23 protein-coding genes are annotated in these 24,748 nt (G+C 74.3%); 13 read left to right on the top strand and 10 right to left on the bottom strand.

What is annotated here, in order from left to right; all coding sequences use genetic code 11:
• Nucleotides 1-78 precede the first annotated feature (78 nt).
• Nucleotides 79-3,141: an AfsR/SARP family transcriptional regulator gene (locus tag WA788_RS01080; protein WP_335970587.1), complete on the top strand. Its 3,063-nt coding sequence runs from the start codon at nucleotides 79-81 to the stop codon at nucleotides 3,139-3,141.
• A gap of 99 nt (nucleotides 3,142-3,240) precedes the next feature.
• Here WA788_RS01080 and WA788_RS01075 read toward each other — a convergent pair whose 3' ends face one another.
• On the bottom strand, nucleotides 3,241-3,918 hold the full coding sequence (locus WA788_RS01075) for a hypothetical protein (protein WP_335970585.1): 678 nt from the start codon (nucleotides 3,916-3,918) through the stop codon (nucleotides 3,241-3,243).
• A gap of 301 nt (nucleotides 3,919-4,219) precedes the next feature.
• Here WA788_RS01075 and WA788_RS01070 point away from each other — a divergent pair, with 301 nt between their 5' ends.
• Nucleotides 4,220-5,830, top strand: a complete 1,611-nt coding sequence (locus WA788_RS01070; protein ID WP_335971231.1) for an MFS transporter — start codon at nucleotides 4,220-4,222, stop codon at nucleotides 5,828-5,830.
• Between the two features lie 31 nt (nucleotides 5,831-5,861).
• Here the strand turns inward: WA788_RS01070 and WA788_RS01065 are convergent, their stop codons facing one another.
• On the bottom strand, nucleotides 5,862-6,404 hold the full coding sequence (locus WA788_RS01065; protein WP_335970583.1) for a hypothetical protein: 543 nt from the start codon (nucleotides 6,402-6,404) through the stop codon (nucleotides 5,862-5,864).
• 274 nt (nucleotides 6,405-6,678) lie between these two features.
• On the opposite strand from WA788_RS01065, the gene WA788_RS01060 reads away from it, so the two are divergent.
• From WA788_RS01060 to WA788_RS01050, 3 genes are all read left to right on the top strand, one after another.
• On the top strand, nucleotides 6,679-7,449 hold the full coding sequence (locus WA788_RS01060) for a hypothetical protein (protein WP_335970581.1): 771 nt from the start codon (nucleotides 6,679-6,681) through the stop codon (nucleotides 7,447-7,449).
• 68 nt (nucleotides 7,450-7,517) lie between these two features.
• Entirely contained in the window at nucleotides 7,518-8,711 is a 1,194-nt protein-coding gene (locus tag WA788_RS01055) for a sensor histidine kinase (protein ID WP_335970579.1), read from the top strand.
• Nucleotides 8,708-9,448 (top strand): response regulator transcription factor, encoded by a 741-nt coding sequence (locus WA788_RS01050; protein WP_335970578.1) that lies wholly within the window; start codon nucleotides 8,708-8,710, stop codon nucleotides 9,446-9,448. The genes WA788_RS01055 and WA788_RS01050 overlap by 4 nt, the downstream gene beginning before the upstream one ends.
• A gap of 156 nt (nucleotides 9,449-9,604) precedes the next feature.
• Here WA788_RS01050 and WA788_RS01045 read toward each other — a convergent pair whose 3' ends face one another.
• From WA788_RS01045 to WA788_RS01035, 3 genes are all read right to left on the bottom strand, one after another.
• The gene (locus WA788_RS01045; protein WP_335970577.1) at nucleotides 9,605-10,069 is read right to left on the bottom strand and encodes an SPW repeat protein; all 465 of its coding nucleotides are present in this window, start codon (nucleotides 10,067-10,069) and stop codon (nucleotides 9,605-9,607) included.
• A 163-nt stretch (nucleotides 10,070-10,232) separates the two neighbouring features.
• A complete protein-coding gene (locus WA788_RS01040; protein WP_335970575.1) occupies nucleotides 10,233-10,955 on the bottom strand; it encodes a TetR/AcrR family transcriptional regulator in 723 nt (240 codons plus the stop codon).
• A 93-nt stretch (nucleotides 10,956-11,048) separates the two neighbouring features.
• A complete protein-coding gene (locus WA788_RS01035; RefSeq protein WP_335970573.1) occupies nucleotides 11,049-12,350 on the bottom strand; it encodes an MFS transporter in 1,302 nt (433 codons plus the stop codon).
• Between the two features lie 163 nt (nucleotides 12,351-12,513).
• Here WA788_RS01035 and WA788_RS01030 point away from each other — a divergent pair, with 163 nt between their 5' ends.
• The 5 genes from WA788_RS01030 (at nucleotide 12,514) to WA788_RS01010 (ending at nucleotide 17,411) form a co-directional block, all read left to right on the top strand.
• Nucleotides 12,514-13,203 (top strand): DNA polymerase ligase N-terminal domain-containing protein, encoded by a 690-nt coding sequence (locus tag WA788_RS01030; RefSeq protein ID WP_335970571.1) that lies wholly within the window; start codon nucleotides 12,514-12,516, stop codon nucleotides 13,201-13,203.
• Between the two features lie 104 nt (nucleotides 13,204-13,307).
• The gene (ligD, locus tag WA788_RS01025) at nucleotides 13,308-14,252 is read left to right on the top strand and encodes a non-homologous end-joining DNA ligase (protein ID WP_335971228.1); all 945 of its coding nucleotides are present in this window, start codon (nucleotides 13,308-13,310) and stop codon (nucleotides 14,250-14,252) included.
• A gap of 53 nt (nucleotides 14,253-14,305) precedes the next feature.
• Complete coding sequence (locus WA788_RS01020; protein WP_335970568.1) at nucleotides 14,306-15,025, top strand: MgtC/SapB family protein; 720 nt, start codon at nucleotides 14,306-14,308, stop codon at nucleotides 15,023-15,025.
• Between the two features lie 135 nt (nucleotides 15,026-15,160).
• Complete coding sequence (locus tag WA788_RS01015) at nucleotides 15,161-15,733, top strand: MarR family winged helix-turn-helix transcriptional regulator (RefSeq protein WP_335970566.1); 573 nt, start codon at nucleotides 15,161-15,163, stop codon at nucleotides 15,731-15,733.
• Entirely contained in the window at nucleotides 15,723-17,411 is a 1,689-nt protein-coding gene (locus tag WA788_RS01010; protein WP_443033938.1) for an MDR family MFS transporter, read from the top strand. The genes WA788_RS01015 and WA788_RS01010 overlap by 11 nt, the downstream gene beginning before the upstream one ends.
• 20 nt (nucleotides 17,412-17,431) lie before the next feature.
• Here WA788_RS01010 and WA788_RS01005 read toward each other — a convergent pair whose 3' ends face one another.
• The 3 genes from WA788_RS01005 to WA788_RS00995 all read right to left on the bottom strand — a co-directional run bounded on the left by WA788_RS01005 (nucleotide 17,432) and on the right by WA788_RS00995 (nucleotide 19,588).
• Nucleotides 17,432-18,283 (bottom strand): COG4705 family protein, encoded by an 852-nt coding sequence (locus WA788_RS01005; RefSeq protein ID WP_443033937.1) that lies wholly within the window; start codon nucleotides 18,281-18,283, stop codon nucleotides 17,432-17,434.
• 121 nt (nucleotides 18,284-18,404) lie between these two features.
• Entirely contained in the window at nucleotides 18,405-19,040 is a 636-nt protein-coding gene (locus WA788_RS01000; RefSeq protein WP_335970564.1) for an RDD family protein, read from the bottom strand.
• A gap of 239 nt (nucleotides 19,041-19,279) precedes the next feature.
• Nucleotides 19,280-19,588 (bottom strand): hypothetical protein, encoded by a 309-nt coding sequence (locus WA788_RS00995; RefSeq protein WP_335970561.1) that lies wholly within the window; start codon nucleotides 19,586-19,588, stop codon nucleotides 19,280-19,282.
• A 220-nt stretch (nucleotides 19,589-19,808) separates the two neighbouring features.
• Between WA788_RS00995 and WA788_RS00990 the strand changes: the two genes are divergently transcribed.
• The 3 genes from WA788_RS00990 to WA788_RS00980 are packed head-to-tail and all read left to right on the top strand — an operon-like array spanning nucleotide 19,809 to nucleotide 22,838.
• Complete coding sequence (locus WA788_RS00990; protein WP_335970559.1) at nucleotides 19,809-21,314, top strand: MFS transporter; 1,506 nt, start codon at nucleotides 19,809-19,811, stop codon at nucleotides 21,312-21,314.
• A complete protein-coding gene (locus WA788_RS00985) occupies nucleotides 21,304-22,299 on the top strand; it encodes an RNA polymerase subunit sigma-70 (RefSeq protein ID WP_335970558.1) in 996 nt (331 codons plus the stop codon). Before WA788_RS00990 ends, WA788_RS00985 begins: the two co-directional genes overlap by 11 nt.
• Nucleotides 22,296-22,838 carry a hypothetical protein gene (locus tag WA788_RS00980; protein WP_335970557.1) on the top strand — a complete coding sequence of 181 codons (543 nt, stop codon included), beginning with the start codon at nucleotides 22,296-22,298 and terminating at the stop codon, nucleotides 22,836-22,838. The genes WA788_RS00985 and WA788_RS00980 overlap by 4 nt, the downstream gene beginning before the upstream one ends.
• Nucleotides 22,839-22,880: 42 nt before the next feature.
• Here the strand turns inward: WA788_RS00980 and WA788_RS00975 are convergent, their stop codons facing one another.
• Both WA788_RS00975 and WA788_RS00970 read right to left on the bottom strand, forming a co-directional pair.
• A complete protein-coding gene (locus tag WA788_RS00975; RefSeq protein ID WP_335970555.1) occupies nucleotides 22,881-23,540 on the bottom strand; it encodes a response regulator transcription factor in 660 nt (219 codons plus the stop codon).
• The gene (locus WA788_RS00970) at nucleotides 23,537-24,745 is read right to left on the bottom strand and encodes a sensor histidine kinase (protein WP_335971218.1); all 1,209 of its coding nucleotides are present in this window, start codon (nucleotides 24,743-24,745) and stop codon (nucleotides 23,537-23,539) included. The genes WA788_RS00975 and WA788_RS00970 overlap by 4 nt, the downstream gene beginning before the upstream one ends.
• Between the last annotated feature and the right edge of the window lie 3 nt (nucleotides 24,746-24,748).

Below are 24,748 nucleotides of genomic sequence, written 5' to 3'. Positions count from 1 at the left end.
AACGCTTCGTCCCCACCGGCCCCGTCCGGAAGCGAGCGGCGGGCCGCGGGCGAGTGATCCGGCCTGGGAGGTCCACGGATGCGGTTCGGCCTGCTCGGCACGGTCACGGTCGTCACCGACGACGACCCGGACGGCGACAGACCCGGCGGTACACCCCGCGGGCGCCCCGGCGACGTACCCGGCGGGCGCCGCGGCCACATACCCGGGGGAAGCCCCGGCAGCGCTCCCCCGACGATCGGCTCGGCGAAGGTCCGGGCCCTGCTCGCCGCCCTGCTGGCCGCGCCCGGCCGCGCGGTGCCGCTGCACCAGCTGAAGTCCGCGCTGTGGGGCGACGCCCCGCCCGCCACCGCCACCGCGTCCCTCCACAACCACGTCGCCCGGCTGCGCCGGGTGCTGCACGAGGACGGCCGCGACGGCTCCCGGCTGCGGGCCGCCCCGTCCGGCTACGTCCTGGACGTCGCCGACGGCGAGTTCGACGTGTGGACCTTCCTCGGCCACCACGCGGCCGCCCGCGGCGCGCACCGCGCCGCCGACTGGACCGCGGTGCTCCACGAGTGCCGGGCCGCACTGGCGCTGTGGCGCGGCGACCCGCTGTCGGACGTACCGCTGCGCTCCGACGCGCTGCGGGCGCTGGCCGCCCATCTGACCGAGGCGCGGCTGCTCACCCTGGAGTGGCGGTTCGACGCGGAGCTGGCGCTCGGCCGGCACCAGGGCCTGGCCGCGGAACTGGCGGGCCTGGCCGCGGCGCACCCGATGCGCGAGACCTTCCACCGCCAGCTCATGCTGGCGCTGCACCGCACCCACCGCCAGGCGGAGGCGCTCGCCGTCTACCACCGGCTGCGCCGCACCCTGGTCGAGGAGTTGGGCGTCGAGCCCGACATCGCCCTGCGCACCGCCTACCAGGAGATCCTGACCGCGCCCGCGGACCCGAAGGAGCCTGCGGCCGGCGGCGCGGGCGGTACGGGCGGTACGGGCGGTACGGGCGGCGCCGAGGTGACGGCCCACTCAGCCGCGGAAACCGCACCGAGCACGGATACGGCGGCGGCCGGGACGGCGGCCCAGGCGGGGGCCGGGGCTGGGGCAGGGGCAGGGACCGGGACGGGGACCGGGTCACCGTCGCAACTCCCCGCCGACACCCCCGACTTCACCGGGCGCGCGGCCGAACTCGACGTACTGCTGGCCGCGTTGCGCGGCGGCCCGGAAAGGCGCGGGCCCCGGATCGCGGTGGTCTCCGGCATGGGCGGGGTGGGAAAGACCGCGCTCGCCCTCCGCGCCGCGCACCTGCTGCGGGCGGAGTTCCCCGACGGCCGGCTCTATGCGGACCTGCGCGGCTTCGGCGCCGGTGACGCCCGCGACCCCGCCGACCTGCTGGCCCGCTTCCTCGGCGACCTCGGCGCCGACGGGCAGCCGCTGCCCGCGGACCCGGACGACCGGGCGGTGCTGTGGCGCGACGCGCTGCACGGGCGGCGGGTGCTGCTGATGCTGGACAACGCCGGCGACGCGGCCCAGGTGACGCCGCTGCTGCCGGGCGGCGGCGACGTCGCGGTGGTCATCACCAGCCGGCGCGCCCTGGGCGAACTGCCCGGCGCCACCCGGCTGACGCTGGCGCCGCTGTCCGCGGGCGAGCAGCGGGAGTTGCTGGTCTCGCTGTGCGGCAGCCGGCGGGTGGCGGCCGAACCCGAGGCCGCCGCAGGGGTGCTGGCCGCCTGCGGCGGTCTGCCGCTGGCGCTGCGGATCGCCGGTGCGCGGATGGCGGCCCGCCCGCACTGGCCGCTGAGCGCACTCGCCGCGCGCCTCGACGGCCCGGACGGCGCCCGGCTGCGTGCCCTGTCCACCGGCGGCCTCGCGGTCCGGGACACCTTCGCGATGAGCTACGTGGCGATGCGGGACAGCCCGGCGCCCGCGGACCGGGCGGCGGCGGAGGCGTTCCGGACCCTGGGGCTGTGGCCGGGCGACGGCCTGGACGCACCGGCCGCGGCCGCGCTGCTCGGGCTGGGCTCCGCGGACGCGGCCGACGACGTCCTCGAAGCGCTCGTCGACGCCCACCTGCTCCAGGCGCCCCGGCCGGGCCGGTACCGCTTCCACGACCTGGTCGGCGAGTTCGCCGCGGAGTGCGGACGCACCGAACTCACCGCCGGGCAGCGCCGGTCCGCGCTGCGCCGCGTCACCGTCTGGTACGCCGCCACCGTCGCGTCCGCGCTGACCGTACTCGCGCCCGAGGGCCACCCGTTGCCGCCGCTCGACGAGCAACCGCCCCTGCCGCCCGTCGGGTTCGCGGGCGACGAGGACGCGCTGCACTGGTGTGTCCGCGAACTGCCCGCGATCAAGGCGGCGCTGACCGTCGCGGTCGCCAACGGCTGGTCCGACGTGGCCTGGCGCACCGCGGCCGGACTGTTCGGCTACGCGCAGGTGTACTGGTGGAACGGCGAGTGGACCGCCTGCCTGGAGGAGGCGATGGCCTGCGTCACCGCGCGCGGCGACGCGCTCGGGCTGGCCTGGATGCACAGCCGGCTCGGCGTCGCGCACGGCATGGCCGAGCGGTACGGGCCGAGCCTTACGCACCTGCTCGCCGCCCGCAGCCGCTTCGAGGCGTCCGGCGACCTGCACGGCGTCGCCGCGATCCTCACCAACCTCACCGCCCTGTACCGCAGTACGGGCGAGTACGGCCTCGCGCTGGAGCACGGCCGCCGCTCGCTCGCCCTGCACCGCTCGCTGGGCGCGGTCGACCGGGTGGCCACGGTGCTGGGCAACCTCGGCGACACCCACCTGTTCGCCGGCGACCCGGTGGCCGCCGAGGAGTGCTACCGCCAGGCGCTGGCCGCCTGGCGCGCCCGCGGCTCGCTGACCAGCATCTCCCGCACCCTCACCAGCCTCGCCGAGGCCAAGCTCGCGCGGGGCCGCCCGGCCGAGGCGGTCGACGCGCTCACCGAGACACTGGCGCTGCTCGACCGGCTGGGCGACCGCGCCACCGCGGCGGACGTCCTGGAGGTGCTGGGCCGCGCCCACCTGGCGCGCGGCGACCGCGCGGCGGCCCGCGCCTGCTGGCAGGAGGCGCTGGACCTGGCCCGGGCGCACCGCCTGAGCGCGGAGGAGGCGGCGGTGCTGCGCGGCCTGGCCGCCCTCGACGCCGCAACGACGTAGGCCGTGTCCGCCAAGTCCCGTCTCAGGTACGGGGCTTCGCGGACACGGCCCGGCGCCGGGCGGGCCGGCCGGCCCGCGCGCGCGACTCGCCGGTGCTGCTTACGGGTGGTACTTCTCGGCGATGGTCACCGCGGCGGCCAGCGAGGAGTCCAGGGTGACGCGCACGGTGACGGCACCGGTCTTCGCGGCGGTCTCCAGCTGGTCGATGGTGCACTTCGTGGTGCCGTAACCGTTGCTGTCCATGGTCACGTTGCCGTCGTCGGCGCCGCAGATGGCGGCCGCGCCGAGGATCGTGGTGGCGTTGGAAATCATGAACGCCTGGTCGGTGCCGCCGTTGTCCGGCTTGACGATCAGCTTGCCGGGCGCGAGGTAGCTCATCTTGCCGACCAGCGTGCTCTGCTGGCCGTCGTCGCTGCCGCCGGAGGAACTGGAGGAGCCGGAGGAGTCCGAGGACTCGACGGCCGGGCAGGTGCCGGTCTCCTCACCGATGCTGTTGATCTCGGCGTTGGACCGCGGGTCGCCCGCGTAGTTGATCTGGTCGGTGCACTTCACCCCGGACTGCTTGGCGGCGCCGGACTGCGAACCCGATGACGAGCCCTTGCCGTTGTCGGACGACGTGGAGGCGGCGGGCTGACCGGCCTGCGCGGTGCTCGTGGCGGCCGGGGTGCCGGTGGAGGCGGCGTCGGTGGCGTCCTCGGGTCCGCACGCGGTCAGCGCCAGCCCCGCGACGACGAGTACGGCGGCCGACAGTCCCCAACGAGCAGTCCGGATACGCATGGTGTCCCTCTTTCACTTCGGCGCTTCCCCCACCGGAAGCGGTGGCGGTGCGGGCGGCCCGAGCCCCTCACGAGGTGCCCGCCCTGCTGACAAGATGACCTTGGCACGGCTCATCCGCCCAAGTCAGCGCCTGTTACGTCCCCGTGGCACAACGCCATCGGCGTGACGACAATCGACACAGGAGCATCGCGGGAACCCAGGGAGAGGACCATCCGACGTGTCCGAACAGCAGCCGCCGCCCGGCCCCGGTACCCGCCCCGACCGCTACAAGTGGGTGGCGCTGTCCAACACCAGCCTCGGGATGTTCATGGCGATGGTCGACGCGTCGATCGTCATCATCTCGATGCCCGCGATCTTCCGCGGCATCCACCTCGACCCCTTCGCGGCGGGCAACATCAGCTACCTGCTGTGGATGATCATGGGCTACCTGCTCGTCACCGCGGTGCTCGTGGTGAGCCTCGGACGGCTCGGCGACATCGTCGGCCGGGTGCGGATCTACAACCTCGGCTTCGTCGTCTTCACCCTCGCCTCCGTCGCGCTCTCCTTCGACCCCGCGCGCGGCACGCACGGCGCGCTGTGGCTGATCGGCTGGCGGATCGTCCAGGCGCTGGGCGGCGCGATGCTGATGGCGAACTCCGCGGCGATCCTCACCGACGCCTTCCCGGCCCGCCAGCGCGGCATGGCCCTGGGCATCAACCAGATCTCCGCGCTGTCCGGGCAGTTCATCGGACTCGTGCTCGGCGGGCTGCTGTCGGCGTGGGACTGGCGCGCGGTGTTCTGGGTGAACGTCCCCGTCGGGATCTTCGGCAGCATCTGGGCCTACCGCTCGCTGCGCGAGATCTCCACCCGCAACCCGGCCCGCATCGACTGGTGGGGCAACCTCACCTTCGCGGCGGGCTGCGGGCTGGTCCTGGTCTCCATCACCTACGGCATCCAGCCCTACCGCGGCCACACCATGGGCTGGAGCAGCCCCAAGGTGCTCACCGGGCTGATCGGCGGCGGTGTGCTGCTCCTGGCGTTCGCGCTCATCGAGACCCGGGTCGCGCAGCCGATGTTCCACCTCGGGCTCTTCCGCGACCGGCACTTCGCCGCCGGGAACGCCGCCGCGCTGCTCGCCTCCGTCGCCCGCGGCGGCCTCCAGTTCATGCTGATCATCTGGTTGCAGGGCATCTGGCTGCCGCTGCACGGCTACGCCTTCGAGGACGCCCCGCTGTGGGCCGGCATCTTCCTGCTGCCGCTGACCGCCGGATTCCTGCTGGCCGGCCCGGTGTCGGGAACCCTCTCCGACCGGTTCGGGGTGCGCTGGTTCACCACCGGCGGGCTGGTGCTGTTCGGTTCCAGCTTCGTCGGGCTGCTCCTGCTGCCGATCGACTTCCCCTACTGGGCGTTCGCGCTGCTCATCCTGCTCAACGGGATGGGCTCGGGGATGTTCTCCGCGCCCAACACCTCGGCGATCATGTCGAGCGTGCCCGCCTCGCACCGCGGCGCGGCCTCCGGGATGCGCTCCACCTTCCAGAACTCCGGCACCTCGCTGTCGATCGGCGTCTTCTTCTCCCTGCTGATCGTCGGGCTCGCCGACCGGCTGCCGCACACGCTCCAGGCCGGGCTGCGCGCCCAGGGCGTGCCCGCGGACGTCGCCCACCAGGCGGCGACGCTCCCGCCGGTCTCCACGGTCTTCTCCGCGTTCCTCGGGGTGAACCCCGTCGAGACGCTGCTGAAGCCCTCCGGGACACTGGCGGCCCTGCCCGCGAAGAACCGCGACGTGCTCACCGGCAAGGAGTTCTTCCCGCACCTGATCTCCGCGCCCTTCCACCACGGCCTGGTGATCGTCTTCGCGACCGCGGCGGGCATGTCGCTGCTCGCCGCCACCGCCTCCGCCCTGCGGGGCACCCCGGGCGGTGCGCCGGAGTGACCCGTCCCGGACCGTCCCGGACCGGCGCGGATCAGGCGGAGGCCAGCGCCGCCGGTCCCGCGCCCCGTCCCTGCCGCCGTACGGCCGCGGCCTGCGCGGCGAGGGTGAGCGTACGGGTCAGCGTCATCGCCACCGCCATCAGCAGCAGCGCGTCGGTGAGCGCGTCGGCGGTGACCCGGTGCGCCAGCATCCAGTGCCCGAGCTGCGCGGAGAACCAGTGCTCCGAGCCGTACGAGAAGGCCGCGCGGGCGCCGATCACCACCACCCACAGCGCCGCGTACGCCCATCCGGTACGGCTGACCGGCCGCCCGGTGCGGGGGCTGCGGTAGACATGGGTCAGGCCCGCCGCGCACAGCCCGCACGCCGCCCCGACGACCACCGCGACCACCTCCACCCCCAGCCCGTACCCGCGGGTGGCGGGCGACTCGACGAACAGCGGCACGATCGCCGCCGCCATCAGCAGCGGCCGCAGGATACGGAAGGCGCCGACCTTGCGGTGCGGCCCGAGGTCCGCCTCCAGCACGGCGAAGAGGACGGCGGCGTTGATCACCATGGCCTGGGTGAGCGTGGACATGAGCGGATTCCTGTCATCGAGGCCGGACCTGGGGCCGGCCGTGGCGTACGCGGCGCCCACAGACTCGCCCCCGCACCGGTACGACCGCGCCGTAGCGCGGGGCGAGATCCGGGGTGACCGGCGCCGCCCGCCCGCCGCGCGGTCACCCCGCGCCCTCACCCCCGGGATCACCCCGCGCCTCACCCCGCGGTGTGACGCCCGCGCCCGCCCCGCTCCGTAACGTCGCCGCCGACGGGCCCGACCGGGCCGCCGACACCCACCGGAGGAGCTTCCCGTGCTCGAGGTACTGGCCGTGATCGCGATCGTGGCCTACGTGATCGGCCGCCAGCTCCTCGGCGAGTCGCTGCGCGGCAAGCGGGTCCTGCTGCTGCCCGCGATCCTCGTGGTCGTCGGCCTGACCCGGCTCGACAGCGGCAGCCACCCTGTGCACGCGGCCGACATCGCGTGCCTGGTCGTCAGTGGTCTGATCGCGGCGGCGATCGGCGCCGGCCAGGGCGCGATGATGCGGCTGGAGAACCGCGAGGGCGGCCTGTGGGGGCGGATGCCGGTCCGCGGCCTGCTGCTGTGGGCCGCGCTCGTCGCCTCCCGGCTGGTCATGACCCTCCTGGCGAGCGCGCTGGGCGCCCACGTCGCCGCCTCCACCGCGCCGGTCGTCCTGCTGCTGGGCGTCAACCGGCTCGGCCAGGCCGCGATCATCACCCGCCGCGCCCTGACCGCGGGCATCCCCTTCGCCCGCGAGAAGGACGGCTCCGTCTTCCTCGCCGGCCGGCTCTCCGACCTCGGCGCCCGCCTCACCGGCCGCGACGACGCCGCCCCGCACCGGCCGCGGGCACCGTACGAACGGCAGGACGACCAGTACGGCCAGGCGTACGACCAGGGGTCCGACCAGGCGTACGACCACGGGTACGGTCACGGCTACGACGAGAGTTACGGCCAGGGGCACGGCCCGGCGTACGGCCCGGGCTCCGGCGGCCGGTACGGCGCCCCCGACCGCGGCGGCCGGGGCCACCGCGACGACCGCCGGGCCGCACGGCGTTTCCTGTGACGGCCGCACGGGGCCGGGTCGGGGTCCGGCCGGGGCCCGGCCACGACCCGGCCGACTATCGTGCCGATGTGCTGACCTCCGCGACCTGGCTGATCCGCGCGAGCGCCTACGTCCTGTTCGGTGTCGACCTGTTCACCCACCACGCCTACGGCCCGGTGGAACACCCCTCCGTCGTGGCCGGCTACCTGCTGTCCGGGGCGCTCACCCTCTGGGCGCTGCTGCTCACCCGTGACGAGCACACCGTGCGGCGCACCGTCGTCCAGTCGCTGGCCGCGTCGATCTCGACCGCGGTGGCGGTCCAGCCGGGCGCGACCACGCTGGTGGGCGTCGCCATGATCGCCGTCATCGACGCGGCCACCGGCATCCGGCACTTCGAGGGCTGGTGCGTCTTCGCCTCGGCGGTGCTCGCCGCCGAGGTGGGCCTGCTCTTCAGCGCCGCCGACCCGAAGGCCGCCCAGGGCATCCCGCTGCTGCTCGCCGTGGGCCTGCTCTCGGGCTTCAACCGCCGCGCCTACCGGGTCCGGGCCGAACAGAACAAGGCGCTGCTCGCCCAGGCCGAACGGCTGCGCGCCGAACAGCGCCGGGTCGCCGTGCTCGACGAGCGCACCCGGATCGCCCGCGAGATCCACGATGTGCTCGCCCACTCGCTCGGCGCCCTCGGCATCCAGATCCAGGCCGCCCGCGCCCTGCTGACCGACCACCAGGACACCGAGCGGGCGGTCGAGGTGCTGACCACCGCGCAGCGGATCGCCTCCGACGGGCTGACCGAGACCCGCCGCGCCGTGCACGCGCTGCGCACCGACACCCCGCCGCTCGCCGACGAACTGGCGCGGATGGCCGCCACCCACGAGCAGCGGCACGGGAGTACGGTGACGCTGACCGTGGCCGGCGGCGCGACGGCGCTGCCGCCGGACCAGGCGCTGGCCTTGGTACGCACCGCACAGGAGTCGCTGACCAACGCCGCCAAGCACGCGCCGCACCGGCCCGTGACCGTCGATCTGCGCTATGGGGACCAGGACGTGACGCTGACCCTCACCAACCCGCTCGGCCGCGGCGCCCCGCCCCCGGACGACCCGCCGCGGGACGCTGCCGCACCGGCCGGGCCGGGCGGCACCGGCTTCACCACGGTGGACGGCGGCTACGGCCTGACCGGGATGCGCGAGCGGCTGCTGCTGCTCGACGGCACCCTCACCGCGGGCCCGGTGGACGGCCGCTGGCAGGTCACCGCGCGCGTGCCACGACACGCGCGGGCCACGGCATGACCGGCGCTCCTCCCGCGGCCGGTGGCGCCGCCGGTGCCGCGGCCGGTGAGCCCGCGCTGCGCGTGGTGGTCGCGGACGACCAGGCCGCCGTCCGCGAAGGGCTGGTGCTGATGCTGGACCTGCTGCCGGGCATCGACGTGGTCGGGTCGGCGGCCGACGGGCGGCAGGCGCTGGAGGTGGTCGCCGAGCAGCAGCCGGACGCGATCCTGCTGGACCTGCACATGCCGGTGATGGACGGCATCGAGACCACCCGCCGGCTCACCGCGGACCACCCGGACGTGGCGATCGTGGTGCTCACCACCTACGCCGACGACCGGTCGGTGCTGGAGACGCTGCGCGCCGGCGCGCGCAGTTACCTCACCAAGGACGCGGACCGGCTGCACATCGCGCAGACGCTGCGCAGCGCCACCGCCGGGCTGACGGTGCTGCACCCCCAGGTGCAGGCCACCCTGCTGGCCGCGACCGGCCCGAACGCCGCGCCGGACTCCGGTACGGCGCCCGAGGCGGACCCCGACGGGGAGCCGGCGCGGCGCGGCGCGCTCCCGGACGGGCTGACCCGGCGCGAGGCCGAGATCCTGACGCTGATCGCCCGCGGCCGGAACAACGCCGAGATCGCCCGCGACCTCTTCCTCAGCGGCAACACCGTGAAGACCCACATCAACCGGATCTTCGCCAAGACCGGCTCCCGCGACCGCGCGGCCGCCACCCGCTACGCCCGTCAGCACGGCCTGGACTGACCCCCGCACAGCTCCCCCGGACAAGTGGCCCCGAACAACGGGCCCCGGACACACACGTGGGCGGCCCCTCCGATCGAAAGGGAGGAGTCGCCCGCGCTTTTCTCTCCGGTGCGCTACCGGCTTTTCTTGCCGACCGCTCTTACGAGCGGGCACCGGTCAGGTACGGACCCTTCGCTTCATCAGGCCCATGCCCATGGTGGCCAGACCAAGCAGGCACGCAACACCACCAACTACCGCGTTGTTCCAGATCGTCTTGTGGATGTCGGCGTTACCCGACACCACCCACGGGGCGATGATCGTCCACACGCCGATCGCGATCGCGACCCAGCCGAGTCCGTGGGTCCGCTCCAGAACCGAGCCGTATCCCATGGCCAGCACGGCCAGGGCGATGCCCACCACGAGGTTGGTGACCCGCAGGCTGGTGAGGCCCGTGAAGCCCACCACCCAGGGCGAGATGGCCAGATACAGGCCGGTGAGCAGGCACAGGCCCTCGATGACACCGGCCATCGGCTTGTTCCCCACCACCGCGTACTGGTCCCGCAGGGACCTGATGTCCGGGTGGTCCTCCATGGTGGAGCGCGTCGACGGAGACGTCGGCGAATGAGTCGAATCGGTGGCCATCTAAGCCACCTCCCTTTCGCATGTGCAGTCGCTTCTGACGCCGGATGTCCTTCGGTTCTCCATCCCGAAGCTGCCGCATCCTTACTCAGCGTAAAACTCCTGGCGGCTTTGTGGCCACCCGACGCCGTGACGGTTTGCCCGCATTGGCGGTCCTTTGGACTGCCTACCCACGGGTCCCGGGTCGAACACGCCCCAAATCCGCATCGATCGCAAGTTTTGCGATATTCGCGGCGGCCGCGGCATTTGATACCGGAGTCGCCGCCTCGCCGTCCGCGGGCGCCACCTTCGGCGCGGCGTCCACCAGCACGGCGGCAGCCTCGCGGGCGACGGACGCGGCCGTGGGGTCCCGGTCCAGCTGGGAGCTGAGGGTGGCGCCGTCGTAGAGGAGGTGCAGCTGACGGGCGAGGCCCTGGGGGTCGGCGACCCCCGCCTCCGCGGCGAGTTCGGCGAACAGGCCCCGCATCCAGGCGCGGTACTCGTCCGTCGCCTTCTCCACGGAGCCACCGCGCGGCGCTTCGGCGCTGGCCGCGGCGAACGCGCAGCCGTTGTACCCCGGGGAGGTGATCAACTCGCCCTGCGCGTCGAACATGCCGAGCAGCCGCTCCCGCGGGGTGCGGAACCGGGTCAGGACCCGGGTGATCCGGTCGACGCTGCGCTCCCGCCGGTAGTCCAGGTAGGCCCGGACCAGGCTCTCCTTGCTGCCGAAGCAGTTGTACAGGGACGCCTTGGCCACCCCGGCGTGCTCGATGACGCGGTCGATGCCGACCGACTGCACGCCTTCCGCGTAGAACAGCTCGTTGGCCGCCAAGAGCAGGCGTTCGCGGGCGGAGGTCCTCGCCGGCCTGGACTCCTTCGCCGGTCCTTCCGGCACGGCCTTCTGCACCATCCCGATCACCTCTCAGACAACCCTGTCTAGTCTATCGCGGCACCGTACCGGAGGAACGGTCCGACGGCCGGGTATTCGGCCCGGCGCGCCGGGTCAGCTCTCGCGGACCGCCTGGGGAGTGCGGCGGCCGAGCAGCAGGGCGGCGAGCGCCGCCGCGGCCAGCACGATCACCGCGGCGCCGTACTCCCGGACGGTGTCGAGCAGACCGCCGCCATGGACCACCAGCACGCCGGCGATCACCGCGGGCACCCCCATGCCGAGGTAGGAGACCACATACAGCAGCGAGAGCACCCCGGCCCGTTCGTGCGGCTCCACCAGCGGGACGACCAGGCGGATACCGCCCTGGAACCCGGCGCCGAAGCCGAACCCGGCCACCGCGCTGCCCACGAAGAAGCCAGTCACCGCACCGGCGCCGCCCCCGCCCGAGCCTATGGACAGCACGGTCACGGCCACCCCGACGATCAGCGCGATCACGCCGGCCACCATCACGGTGCGGCTCGCGGTCTCCCGCAGCAGCGGCACGGACAGGGCGGCGGCCCCGGCCAGCACGAACAGCCCCAGCCCGCCGTAGACCACCGAGTCGGAGTGCACCAGGCGGCTGGTGATCGCCGGGCCGAGCGAGCCGTAGAAGCCCGCGAGCGACCAGACCGCGAAGAGCACGGGCGCGGCGACGGCGATCGCACCGCGCGCGGAGCGCGGCAGCTTGATCTCCGGCACCATGCTGGACAGCGCGCCGTGCTTGCGGGTCACCGGCTCCCGGAGCGCCGCCACGCCCAGCGCCTGGAGCGCGAAGATGCCGAGCAGCAGGTAGTAGACGAGGTGGGTGGGCGCGGGCAGGAACCGCACCACCAGCCCGGAGACCAGCGCGCCGACCGCGGTCCCGATCGGGGGCGCGAAGGAGTTGGCGACCGAGCCCTTGATCCGGTCGATGTCGAGCAGACCGGCGCCTATCGCGCCGAGCGCGGCACCCGTCGCGACGCCCTGGACCACCCGGCCCGCCATCAGCACGCCGACCCCGCCCGCGGTGGCGAACACCACCATGGCGACCGCCTGCGCGGCGAGCGCGACGAACAGCACGGGCTTGCGCCCTATGTGGTCGGAGATCTTCCCGAAGATCAGCAGGGACACCAGCACCGCGACCGCGTAGACGCCGAAGACGACGGTGGTGGTGATCGGCGAGAAGCCCCACTCGCCTTGGTACACCGCATAGAGCGGGGTGGGGGCGCTGGAGGCGGCGAGCAGCGAGATGATGATCGACGCGAGCAGGACCAGCGCGGCGGTGGGTCCGAGATGCCGCCCACCGCCGGGTGCCGCGCCCGGCGCGGCACCCGGCGCCGCAGGCGTCGGCGCACTCCTCCTCCGGGTGGCTGCCTCACTGGCCGGGGGGACGGACATGGCTTCTCCCTTGTGAATCCCTCGGGGAACTGAACAGACCTGTCTAGTAGCTTGTTCTGAGACTAGACAGACAGGTCTACCCATGTCAAGGCGAGGTTTGTCCGCCGTACGAGTGGTCAGCCGACAGGAAGGCAGCACTGAGCCGCACCCGCGAGGAGGCGCCGTGACCACCGACCGCCGGGCTACCCGCGGCGACCGCCGCCGCGACCGCCTCGCCACCTATCGCCGCAAGCGCGACTTCGCCCGTACGGCCGAGCCGCGCGGCGGCGGCACTCCCGCGGGCGGCGGCCCCGCCTACGTCGTGCAGATCCATGACGCGACCCGCACCCACTTCGACTTCCGGCTGGAGGTCGACGGCGTGCTCAAGTCGTGGGCGGTGCCCAAGGGGCCCTCGACCGACCCGCGGGACAAGCGGCTCGCGGTGCCGACGGAGGACCACCCCATGGAGTACCGCGACTTCGAAGGGGTCATCGAGGCGGGCGAGTACGGCGGCGGGACCGTGATCGTCTGGGACGCGGGCGGCTACCGCAACGCCAGCACCGACCGGTCCGGCCGCGAGATCCCCTTCGCCGAGGCGCTGGCCCGCGGCCACGCCTCCTTCCGGCTGGTCGGCGGAAAGCTGCGCGGCCGCTGGTCGCTGACCCGCTTCCGGTCCGGCGAGCCCGGCACCGAGGACGACAGCGGGCACGCCGAGGGCGAGGCGTGGCTGCTGGTCAGGGCGGCGGAGGAGGACGTGCGCCGCGCCCGGCGCCGCGGCACCCCCGACCCGCACCTGGCCCGCAGCACGCGGACCGGCCGCACCCTCGCGCAGGTCGCCGAGGCGGGCGGCCCGACCTGGCACTCGGACCGTTGACCCCCGCCGCCAGGGGCGCCGGCCCCGTCCCGTCCGCCGCCGCGGTGCCCGCGCACCTGTTGCGCCCGGCCGACCCGGCGCGGGCCGGGGTGCCGCCCGCGCCGATGCTCGCCACGCCGAGCAACCGCCGTTCGTTCGACGACCGCTGGCTGTTCGAGCGGAAGCTCGACGGGGTGCGGGTGCTGGCCGTACGGGACGCGGACGGGGTGCGGCTGCTGTCGCGCACCGGGCGGGACCTGGGGGCGACGTACCCCGAGGTGGTGGCGGCGCTGGCGGCGCAGCCCTGCGCGGAGTTCACGGTGGACGGCGAGGTGGTGGCGCTGCGGGCGGGCCGCACGGACTTCGCGCGGCTCCAGCAGCGGATGGGGCTGACCGACCCGCGGGCGGTGCGGGCCAGCCCGGTGGCGGTCCACTACTACGTCTTCGACCTGCCGGCGCTGGCCGGCTGGGACACCACCCGGGTGCCGCAGCGGACCCGGAAGGCGCTGCTGCGGGACGCGTTGGAGTTCGGCGGCCCGCTGCGGTACACCGCGCACCGCAACTACGACGGCGACACCCCGGCGCTGCTCGCGGACGCCTGCGCGCGGGGCTGGGAGGGGCTGATCGCCAAGCGCGCGGACGCCGCGTACCAGCCGCGCCGCTCGCACGACTGGCTGAAGCTGAAGTGCCTGGCGGGGCAGGAGTTCGTGGTGGGCGGCTTCACCGAGCCGTCGGGCTCGCGGATCGGCTTCGGCGCGCTGCTGGTGGGCTACCACGACGACGACAGCGGCGCGGGCGGCGCGCTGCGCTACGCGGGCAAGGTCGGCACCGGCTACCGCGACCGCCTGCTGCGGGAGTTGCGGGCGCGGCTGGAGGCGCTGGCCCGGCCGTCGTCGCCCTTCGCCGACCCGGTGCGCGAGCGGGCGGCGCACTGGGCGGAGCCGGTGCTCGTGGCGCAGGTGGCCTTCACCGAGTGGACCGGGGACGGGATGCTGCGCCATCCCCGCTTCCTGGGGCTGCGGGACGACAAGGACCCGGCGGACGTGGTCCGGGAGGCGCCGGCCGATTGAATGTTCGGGCGCGGGGATGCCGTTGCCGCGGCGGCAGTTACTACAGTGACGGGATGAATGTGGCGATGTGGGGTGAAGCGGCCGGCCAGGGCTGGCCGCAGATCGGGGAGTTGGGGCTCGCGTTCGTCCTGTCGGCGGCGATCGGCCTCGAACGCGAGGTGCGCCAGAAGAGCGCGGGGATGCGGACGCACACGCTCGTCGGGCTCGGTTCGGCGTTGATCATGCTGGTGTCGAAGTACGGTTTCGGCGACGTGCTCGGCGGCCACACCGTGCTGGACCCCTCGCGGGTGGCGGCGCAGATCGTCTCCGGGATCGGCTTCATCGGCGGCGGGCTGATCTTCGTCCGGCAGGACGTGGTGCGCGGGCTGACCACGGCGGCGGTGGTGTGGATGACGGCCGCGATCGGCATGGCGGCGGGCGCGGGGCTGCCGGTGCTGGCGCTGGTGGTGGCCGCCGCGCACTTCGTGATCGTGCTCGGCTTCGCGCCGCTGGCCGCCCGCATCCCCGGTTCGACCCGCTCCCCCGCGTGGCTGCGGCTGGACTACGAGGACGGCCGCGGGGTGCTGCGGACCGCGCTGGAGTCCTGTACGAACATGGGTTTCAACGTCGTCGACCTGTCCGCCGAGCACGACCACGAGCCGGAGCAGCGCGGGACCGTCACGGTGTTCCTGACCGTGCAGGGTCCGCGGCCGGTGGTGGAGCTCGCGTCGGCGCTCGCGGAGCTCAGGGGCGTACACCGGGTGAGTACGACGCAGGACGACGCGATCGAGTAGCTTCCGGACGCCCCTGCTTACTCAGTTGCTTGCCCCCAGCAATTAATATAAGTTGCTGAAGGCAAACAAATACTTATCGGACAACAGGGGGCGAGGGCGACGGATACCGAAACGGACGCGGCCGACCCTTCCGACGTGATACAGGAGAGCGCGGCCGTCGGCGACGAGATGGCGCGGCTGACGCGGCTGATCGGCGCCTGGAAGCAGCGGGCCCGGGACGAGGGCTGGGGCGACCGGGTGCTGCTGGGCCGGCTCGCCGAGGGCGGCCCGCGCCGGGCCACCGACCTGGCCGCCGACACCCTGCTCGACCTGTCCACCGTGAGCCGGCAGATCCGTTCGCTGGTCGAACGGGGCCTGGTCGAGCGGCGCCCCGACCCCGAGGACGGCCGCGGCGCCCTGCTCTCCCCGACCGGGGAGGGGCTCGCCGCCGTGCAGCGCTACCGCGCGCAGCGCGACCAGAAGCTGGCCGAGGCGCTCGCCGCCTGGCCCGCCCGGGACCGCCGGGAACTCGGCCGCCTGCTGGCCCGGTTCAACGACGACTTCGGCGAGCAGTACGTACGGCCCGTGTGCGCGCCGGGCCACGACCGCGTGCCGGCCCCCGCGCAGGGCGCCGGCGCGCCGGGCGGCACCGCCGCCCCCTCCGACCTCAGCACCGCCACCGGGCCCGCATCCCGGGTCAGATCCAGGAGAACGTCACGTGAGCAGTAGCAGCCGGACCTCACCACCGTCAGGGGCGGCCCCGGAGCCGGCGGCGCCCGCGGCCGCCGCCGCGCCGGGCGGGCTGACGCACCGCCAGATCCTGACCATCCTCAGCGGCCTGATGCTGGGCATGTTCCTGGCCGCCCTCGACCAGACCATCGTCAGCACCGCGATCCGGACCATCGCCGACGACCTGCACGGGCTGAACCAGCAGGCGTGGACCACCACCGCCTACCTGATCACCTCGACCATCGCCACGCCGCTGTACGGCAAGCTGTCCGACATACACGGCCGCAAGCCGTACTTCATCGCGGCGATCAGCATCTTCATCGTCGGCTCGGTGCTGTGCACCTTCTCCACCTCGATGATCGAGCTGGCGGTCTTCCGGGCCTTCCAGGGCCTCGGGGCCGGCGGTCTGATGTCGCTGGCGCTGGCGATCATCGGCGACATCGTGCCGCCGCGCGAACGGGCCCGCTACCAGGGGTACATCCTGGCGGTCTTCGCCACCTCCAGCGTGGCCGGCCCGCTGATCGGCGGGTTCCTCGCCGGGCAGAACTCGGTGCTGGGCATCGCCGGCTGGCGCTGGGTCTTCCTGGTCAACGTGCCGATAGGGATCATCGGGCTGTTCGTGGTCGCCCGGGTGCTCAACGTGCCGCACACCCGGCGGGACCACCGGATCGACTGGTGGGGCGCGCTGACCATCGTGGTCGGCCTGGTGCCGCTGCTGCTCATCGCCGAGCAGGGCGAGACGTGGGGCTGGCTGTCGACGCGCGCGCTGCTCTGCTACGTGATCGGCGTCGTCGGCGTGGTGTCCTGGATCTTCGTCGAGCGCAGGATGGGCGACGAGGCGCTGATCCCGATGCGGCTGTTCCGCAACAACGTCTTCAGCCGCACCAGCCTGCTGAGCCTGCTCGTCGGCATGGCGATGTTCGGCGGGCTGCTGATGATCCCGCAGTACCTCCAGATCGTGAAGGGCGCCAGCCCGACCCGGTCGGGCCTGGAGATGCTGCCGCTGATGCTCGGGATGATGGCCGCCTCGATCGGCACCGGCCAGGCCACGTCGCGGACCGGGCGCTACAAGATCTTCCCGGTGATCGGCACCGCGCTGATGGTCGTGGCGATGCTGCTCTTCCACTTCAAGGTGCAGTGGGACACCCCGCTGCCGGAGACCATGGGCTTCATGCTGCTCATGGGCGCCGGGCTCGGCCTGACCATGCAGACGCTGGTGCTGTCGGTGCAGAACGCGGTGCCACCGCAGGACATGGGCACCGCGACCGCGTCGGCGACGTTCTTCCGGCAGCTCGGCGGCACCGCGGGCACCGCGATCTTCCTGTCCGTGCTGTTCAGCACGGTCGGCGGGAAGATCACCACGGCGCTCGGCAAGGCGAAGTCGCACCCGGACTTCCAGAAGGCGGTCGCCGCGCACCCGGACGCGCTGTCGCCGAAGAGCGCGAAGTCGGTGGTCACCGACTCGTCGTTCCTCAAGCACCTCGACCCGGCGCTGGCGGCGCCCTTCAAGCAGGGCTTCGCCGACTCGATGCACCTGGTGTTCATCATCGTCGCCGGGGTCGCCCTGCTGGCGTTCCTGCTGATGCTGACGATCAAGGAGGTCCCGCTGCGCCGGCTGTCCGGCGCGCAGGCGCGGGCCCAGGCCGAGGCGGAAGCGGCGGCGGCCACGGAGCTGTGACCTGACCCCCGCCCCGGCGGTCAGTGCAAGGCGGTTTCCCGTACCCCCGGCCGGGGGCTCGGGGAGCCGCCTTTGCGCTGCGGCGAGCGGAGGGACAGCAGCGTGATGAGCGCCGCGATGAGCAGCCCGAGGACACCGCTGACCGGGCCGGTGCCCCAGCCGAGGCCGCCGTGGGCGGTGGAGGCGCCCATCCAGTCGGCGAAGGAGGCGCCGAGCGGGCGGGTCAGCACGTAGGCGGTCCAGAAGGTGGCGACCGGGTCGGCCCGGAAGCCGAACCGGGCCGCGGCGGGCACCGCGATCAGCGCGGCGAACAGCACGCCGGAGGAGAAGTAGCCCAGGTGCAGGCCGCCCGCGGTGAGGTCGCCGACGGCGGTGCCCAGCGCGAACGTGGCCAGCACCGTGGCCCAGTAGTAGGTCTCGCGCCGCCGGGTGCGGATGCTGTGGATAGACAAGGTGCACTCGCTGCGGTACCAGGCGGTGAGCAGCGCCGCGAGGATCACCGCGAAGGCGGCCGCCGAGACCGCGTAGGGCACGCCCGCCACCACGTGCACGACGTCCGCGGCCATGGTGCCGAAGACGCTCACCATGACGATCGCCGACCAGTACGTCCACGCCGAGTAGCGGGTGGCGCGGAACTGGAGCGCCAGCAGGCCGGCCAGCCCGAACAGCCCGATCGCCCCGGCGCCGACCGGCCCCAGGACGCGGCCGAGGTAGTCCGAGGTGGTCTCGCCCATTCCGGTGGTGAGCACCTTGGTCAGCCAGAACAGCGCGGTGGCCTCGGGTACCTTGGACAGGGCCAGTTCGGCCCCGGCGCCGACGGCCGCCCCCGTCCTGCCCGCGCCGCCACCGCCGCCGTGTCGGGACCGCTTCACGAGGCCGCCGCCTTCCTGGCGCCGCGCGGCGCCGTCCTCCAGCCATGTCTGACTACAGGACTGTAGACGGAAAACGGCGGTGGTGAGTTCCCTGGGTCGGCGTCCGGGGGAAGGCCCGAGGTCAGCGGCCGGGCGGGCGGCGGACCACGACCGTGCGCGCGGCGGTGTCGAACGTGCTGTGGTGGTACGGCCGCCGGGCCAGGACGTGGCCGAGCCGGCTGAGCACGACCACCACGTTGACCCCCGGGACCAGCCAGCCCAGGGTCGCCATGGCGCGGGCCCGCCGTACCGCCTGCCGCCAGGTCGGGCGGGTGTGGCCGTCCCACAGCCGGGCCAGCCGCAGCCCGGTGAGCAGCATGCCGGGGGTGCCGCCGCACAGGGTGGCGAACACCGCGCCGTAGCAGGTCAGCCAGCCGAAGCCGAGCAGCCAGAAGGCGAGCAGGAAGCAGCCCTGGCCATGGCGGTCCACCGCGTACTGAAGCGCGGCGGCCAGCGCGCCGGGCACCGCCAGCGAGGCCGCGGCGATCAGCAGATCGAGCAGGAGCGCGGTGAACCGCCGGGCAGTGGGGGCGAGTTCGACGGTGGTGACGTCACGGCCGCCGTTCGGCGCCCGCCCGGCCAGCCCCGCGCACGCGTACGCCGTACGGGACCGCTCGGGGGGTTCGGCGGTGAGCGGGTGCCGCCTTCGCTGCGCCTCGCGGGCCCGTTCGGCCCGTGCGATCCGGTCCGCGCCGCGCGCACCCTCCAACGACCCCATCGCTCCCCGCTCTTGACGGCTCGGGCGGACCGCACGCCACCAACGGCACGGCCGCCGGGGCGCTTCCTCGCACGGCCCCCGCCGCGCCCCGCGTCATGATCTTCCCAGGTGCGCGTTCCGCCGCAATCCCCGGGGAACCAAAAGGCCGGGAAAAGCGTCTCGGGCCGCCGCTACGGGCAACACACCTCCCTCCGCGGCGAGTTCTCCCGCACCGCGGCGGACCCGTCACACGTCACGCGTCACACGCCGAGGAAGCGGTACGCGCCGACGAGCGCGGCCTCGCCGCGGGTGAGGGTGCCGGGCACGACGCGGTCGCCGATGCCGCGCTGGAACTCCTGGAAGGCGCTCGCCGTCCGCAGCGGGTCGCCCGCGCCCTCGGTGAGCGCGACGTGGACGAAGGTCACGCCGTCGTCGAGCCGGAAGGTCGCGTACCGCAGACCGCCGGGTTCGCCCGCGGCCAGTTCGGCGTAGACCTTCTCCACCAGCCGCTGGTTCTCCTCGGCGGCCTCGGCCCGTACCTGGTACCTGATGATCGCGATCGTGCTCATGAACGGCCTCCGTCGGGTCTCCCGCGCCGGCCCGGATGCCGGGGCGGTGTGCGTCCTCTCCTTCTTCGACCCCGGCCGCGGGCGCGGTTCACCGGTCGCGGGCCCGGGAAGCCGTCCGCAACCCGACCGCAACCCGAAGAGCCCCTCCGCCGACCGGTGAACGAGGCGGCCCCCGCGAGTCGATACCGCCAGGCCCCCTTTACCGGAAGGACCACTCACCATGAGCATCACCGCGCGGCCGGGACCGCCCGCGCCACTGGGCTGGGTACTCGCCGCCACGGCGGCGGCCAGCCTGATCGTCGCCCTCGACCAGCTCGTCGTCGCCACCGCCCTCCAGACGATCCGCCACGACCTCGGCGCGTCCATGGCCGGACTGGAGTGGACGGTCAACGCGTTCAGCCTCAGCTTCGCCGCGCTGATGATCCCCGGCGCGGAACTCGGCGACCGGATCGGCCGCAAACGGGCCTACCTGCTCGGCCTGATCGTCTTCGCGCTGGCCTCCGCGGCCTGCGCGCTCGCGCCGAACGTCGGGACCCTGATCACCGCCCGGGTCGTCCAGGGCGCCGGCGGGGCGCTGATCCTGCCCGCCTCGCTCGCGCTGCTCACCGCGGCGACGCCCGGCCACCGGCGCGGCACCGTGATGGGGATCTACGCCGCCGTCACCGGACTGGCCGTCGTCGGCGGTCCGTTGGTCGGCGGCGCGGTGGCCCAGGGCCTTGCCTGGCAGTGGATCTTCTGGATCAACGTCCCGTTGATCGCGCTCGTCCTGGTCGTCGCGTCGGCCAAGCTGACCGAGGAGAAGGGCGGTTCGACCCGGCCCGACCTGCTGGGCCTGCTACTGGCCGCGGGGTCGATGTGCGCGATCGTGTGGGGTCTGGTCCGCTCCGGCGCGGCCGGCTGGTCCGGAGCGGAGGTGGTGGGCACCCTGACCGGCGGCGCGGTGCTGCTGGCGGCGTGTATCGGGTGGGAACTGCGGGCCAGCCGGCCGATGCTGCCCATGCGGCTGTTCGGGAACCGCGCGTTCGCGGCCGGCAACCTGTCGGCGCTGCTGCTCACCGCGTCGCTGTTCGCCACCGTCTTCTTCCTCGCCCAGTTCCTCCAGGTGGCCCTGGGCAACTCGCCGCTCGGCGCGGGCGTCCGGTTCCTGCCGTGGACGGTGCCGCTGTTCTTCGTCGCCCCCGTCGCCGGCCGGTTGCAGGACCGGATCGGTGCCCGGGTGCTGATCTCGGCGGGGCTGGCGCTCCAGGGCGCCGGGCTGGTCTGGCTGGCGGTCGCGGCCCACCGGCACGGCCCGTACAGCGAGATGGCCGCGGCCCTGATGGCCTCCGGGGTCGGCACCTCCATGGCGATGCCGGCCCAGCAGACCGCGGTGATGAGCGCGGCACCGCCCTCGTCGATGGGGAAGGCGGCCGGCACGTTCAACACGGTGCGGCAGGTCGGCGGGGCGCTCGGCATCGCGGTCGCCGCCGCGGTGTTCGCCGCACACGGCAGCGACCGCTCCCCGGCGGACTTCACCGACGGGTTCACCGCGGCGATCGCCACGACGGCGGTCCTCGCCTTCGCCGGCGCGGTGACCGGCCTGTTCGCGCCGGGACGCGCGAAGCGTACGGAAGCGGGTACGGATTCGGGTGCGGGTTCCCGTACGGGAGCGGGGCCGGGCGCGGAGACGCGCGACGGCGGTGCGGCCAACTCGCCTGCCGAGGAAGGGGAGTTCGATGTCAGGTGACGCCGACACGCCGACCGGCGGCCCCTTCGCCGAACTGGCCGACCCCTACCGCGGCGAGCTGCTCGCGCACTGCTACCGCATGGTCGGCTCCCTGCACGACGCCGAGGACCTGGTCCAGGAGACGCTGCTGCGGGCCTGGCGCGGCTACCCGAAGTTCAACGGCCACTCCTCGCTGCGGACCTGGCTCTACCGCATCGCCACCAACACCTGCCTCACGGCGCTCGGCAGCACCCACCGCCGGGTGCTCCCCTCCGGCCTCGGCACCGGGGTGCCCGACGCCGGTCCGGCCGAACTCCCGCACCTGGACCGCGTCTCGTGGCTGGAGCCCGCGCCGACGTCCGCGCTCGCCGGGCCGGCGCGGGCGGACGACCCAGCCACGGTCGTGGCACTGCGGGACAGCACCCGGCTCGCGCTGGTCGCGGCCTTCCAGAAGCTCCCGGTGCGGCAGCGCGCCGCCCTGCTGCTGGTCGAGGTGGTCGGCTACACCCCGGCGGAGGCGGCGGAGGCGCTGGGGGTGACCGTCACCGTCGTCCGCAGCCTCCTCCAGCGGGCACGGGCGACCCTGGCCGTCGACGTGCCGGTGCAGGACCGGGTGGTCGCCCCGCCCGACCTGGACTCCGGTCTGCTGCACCGCTACCTGCGGGCGTTCGAGGCCGCGGACGTGGCGGCGCTGGCCGAACTGCTCGTGGCGGACGTGGAGTACGAGATGCCGCCGATCCCCGTCTGGTTCCGCGGCCGCGCGGCCGTGCTCGACCACCATGTCCGCCGGGTGTTCAGCCGGGCCCGCCGGGGCCTGGCGACGTCGGCGAACGGCTACCCGGCGGTCGCGACGTACACCGAGGCGGACGACGGGACGTTCACCGCGCACGCCATCCAGGTGGTCGAGCCGCGCGGCGGGCTGGTGGCGCGGATCACCGTGTTCCTCGGGGACGGGCTGTTTCCGGGCTTCGGGCTGCCGTTGACGCTGCCGCCGCGGCGGCCATGACCGGGGCACCGCACGCGCTCGACCTCCTCGTCCGGTCCGCCCGCGTCATGCGGGGCTGCCTGGACGGGGCCCTGCGGGCCGATCCGGCCGGCCCCACCCCGTGTTCCGCCTGGGACCTGGGCACGCTGGTGCTGCACGTCGCGGACTCGGCCGAGGTGCTGGCCGAACTCCTCGGCGACAGCGGCCCCGTGCCCGTCTCCCGGACGGACGTCGGCTGCGTCCGGGCCGGGTTGGCGGTCGAGGAGCTGATCACGGTGGCCGGGCGGGCGCCGCGCGGGCGGCGGGACGTCGAGCTGACCGCGCTGACCGGTGCGTTCGAACTGGCCGTGCATGCCTGGGACATCGGCGCGTCGACCGGTGTGCCGGCGCCGCTGCCCGCGGACCTCGCCAGCACCCTGCTCGCGCTGGCCCCGGTCGTGCTGGGCGATGTCGAACGCGCGGGGCTCTTCGGCGCCGGCCGGCCGCCGTCGCCGGCGCAGTGCACCGACACCGACCGGCTGCTCGCGCTGTTCGGCCGGTGCGGCACGTCCGCCCGCTGACCGCGTCCCCCGCCGGCGGGCGGCAGCCGCGGGCGGGCGGACTCAGGTCACCAGGCCCTGGCGGTAGGCGTAGACGACGGCCTGGACGCGGTCGCGGAGGTGCAGCTTGGCGAGGATGCGCGAGACGAACGTCTTCACGGTCTCCTGGCTGATGGTGAGGGCCGCGGCGATCTCGCTGTTGGACAGCCCCTCGGCGATCAGCCGCAGCACCTCCGCCTCCCGCGGCGTGAGCGGCGTCTGCGGGGCCGGGCCGTCGGCGGGGCGGATACGGGCGGCGTAGCGGCCGACGAGCTGCCGGGTCACCTCCGGGTCCAGGAGGGCCGCGCCGGAGGCGACCGTCCTGATGCCGCTGAGCAGCCGGGCCGGCGGGGCGTCCTTGAGCAGGAAACCACTGGCACCGGCGCGCAGCGCCTCGTAGACGTACTCGTCGAGGTTGAAGGTGGTCACCACGAGCACCTTGACGGGGTGCGCGACGCCCGCGCCGGCCAGTTGCCGGGTGGCCTCGATGCCGTCGAGGACCGGCATGCGCACGTCCATCAGGACGAGGTCGGGACGCAGCCGCCCGGCGAGGTCGACGGCGGTCCGGCCGTCGCCGCACTCGCCGACGACCTCCAGGTCGGGCTGGGCGCCGATGATCGTCACCAGGCCGGTGCGGACCAGCATCTGGTCGTCGCAGACCAGCACGCGGATCGGGGCGCTCACGACGGGCTCCCGGCGGGTATCCGCGCGTGGACGACGAAGCGGCCGTCGGGGCCGGGTCCGGCGCGGAACTCGCCGCCCAGGACGCCGACGCGTTCGCGCAGCCCGGCCAGGCCGCGGCCGCTGCCGCCGAGTTCCGCGGCGCGGGCGGCCCCGGCGGCGCGGGCCGCGGTCGGCGCGGTGCCGGGTCCCGGGTCGGTGCCGACCTCCACGGTGATCTCCTTCCCGGCGTGCCGCACGCGGACCGACGTACGGCTGCCGTGGGCGTACTTGAGGGCGTTGGTGAGGGCTTCCTGGACGACGCGGTAGGCGACCAGGTCGGAGCTGCCGGCCGGTTCTGGCGGGGCGCCCTCCTCGGTGAACTCCACCGGCTGGCCGGCCCGTCGGGTCTGCTCGACGAGGGTGGCCAGCCGCCCGACGACCGGGGTGCGGTCGCCGGCCGGCTGGTAGGGGTCCAGCAGGTCCAGCAGGTGCCGCAGGTCGGCGGCCGCCAGCCGGCCGGTGTCGGTGACCGCCGACAGGGCCTGGTCGAGCCGGTCCGGGTCAGCGGTCAGGTAGCGCGCGGCCTCGGCCTGGACGACCATCGCCGTGACGTGGTGGGTCACCACGTCGTGCAACTCGCGGGCGATGCGGGTGCGTTCGGCGCTGCGGGTGTCCTCGGCGACGCGGCGGCGGCGCTCGGCCTCCGCGGCCCGGTTGGCGCGCAGCCAGGCGCCCGCGCCCCAGGCCAGGGCCAGTGCGAGGTAGAACGCCACGAAGCCGCTGACGGACTCGCCGTCGGCGATCCGGGCCAGCGCCACCGCCAGCGCCGCGTAGCCGGCGGTGAACGCCGCTGCGACCAGGCGCCGTCGACCTCCCACGCGGTATCCCGCGAGCAGCAGGGCCAGCGGCAGCGCGGTGCCGGCCACCGAGTGGTAGCCGCGCAGCTGGTCGACGCAGAAGCCCGCCGAGACCAGCGCGAGGCAGTGCACGGGCCACCGGCGGCTGAGGACGAGCGGCAGGCACTCCAGGGCGATCGTGACGACCGCTAGGGCGCCGAAGTGGCGGTCGGCCACGCCGCCGAGCTGCGTCCCGTGGCCGTGCGGCTCGGCGAGCAGGGACGCGGCGAGCAGGCCGGGCCCGAGCGGGACGTACCAGGTGGCGGCGCCGACCCGCCGCCACCGCTCGGGCACCCGCCACCGTGCGGACGGCCGCCACCGCTGCGGCATCGG

The sequence above is a fragment of the Streptomyces sp. CA2R106 genome (assembly GCF_037034245.1).
Lineage (GTDB): Bacteria > Actinomycetota > Actinomycetes > Streptomycetales > Streptomycetaceae > Actinacidiphila.
Note: the sequence above shows the minus strand (reverse complement) of the source record. Positions and strands in the feature narration are given on the sequence as shown.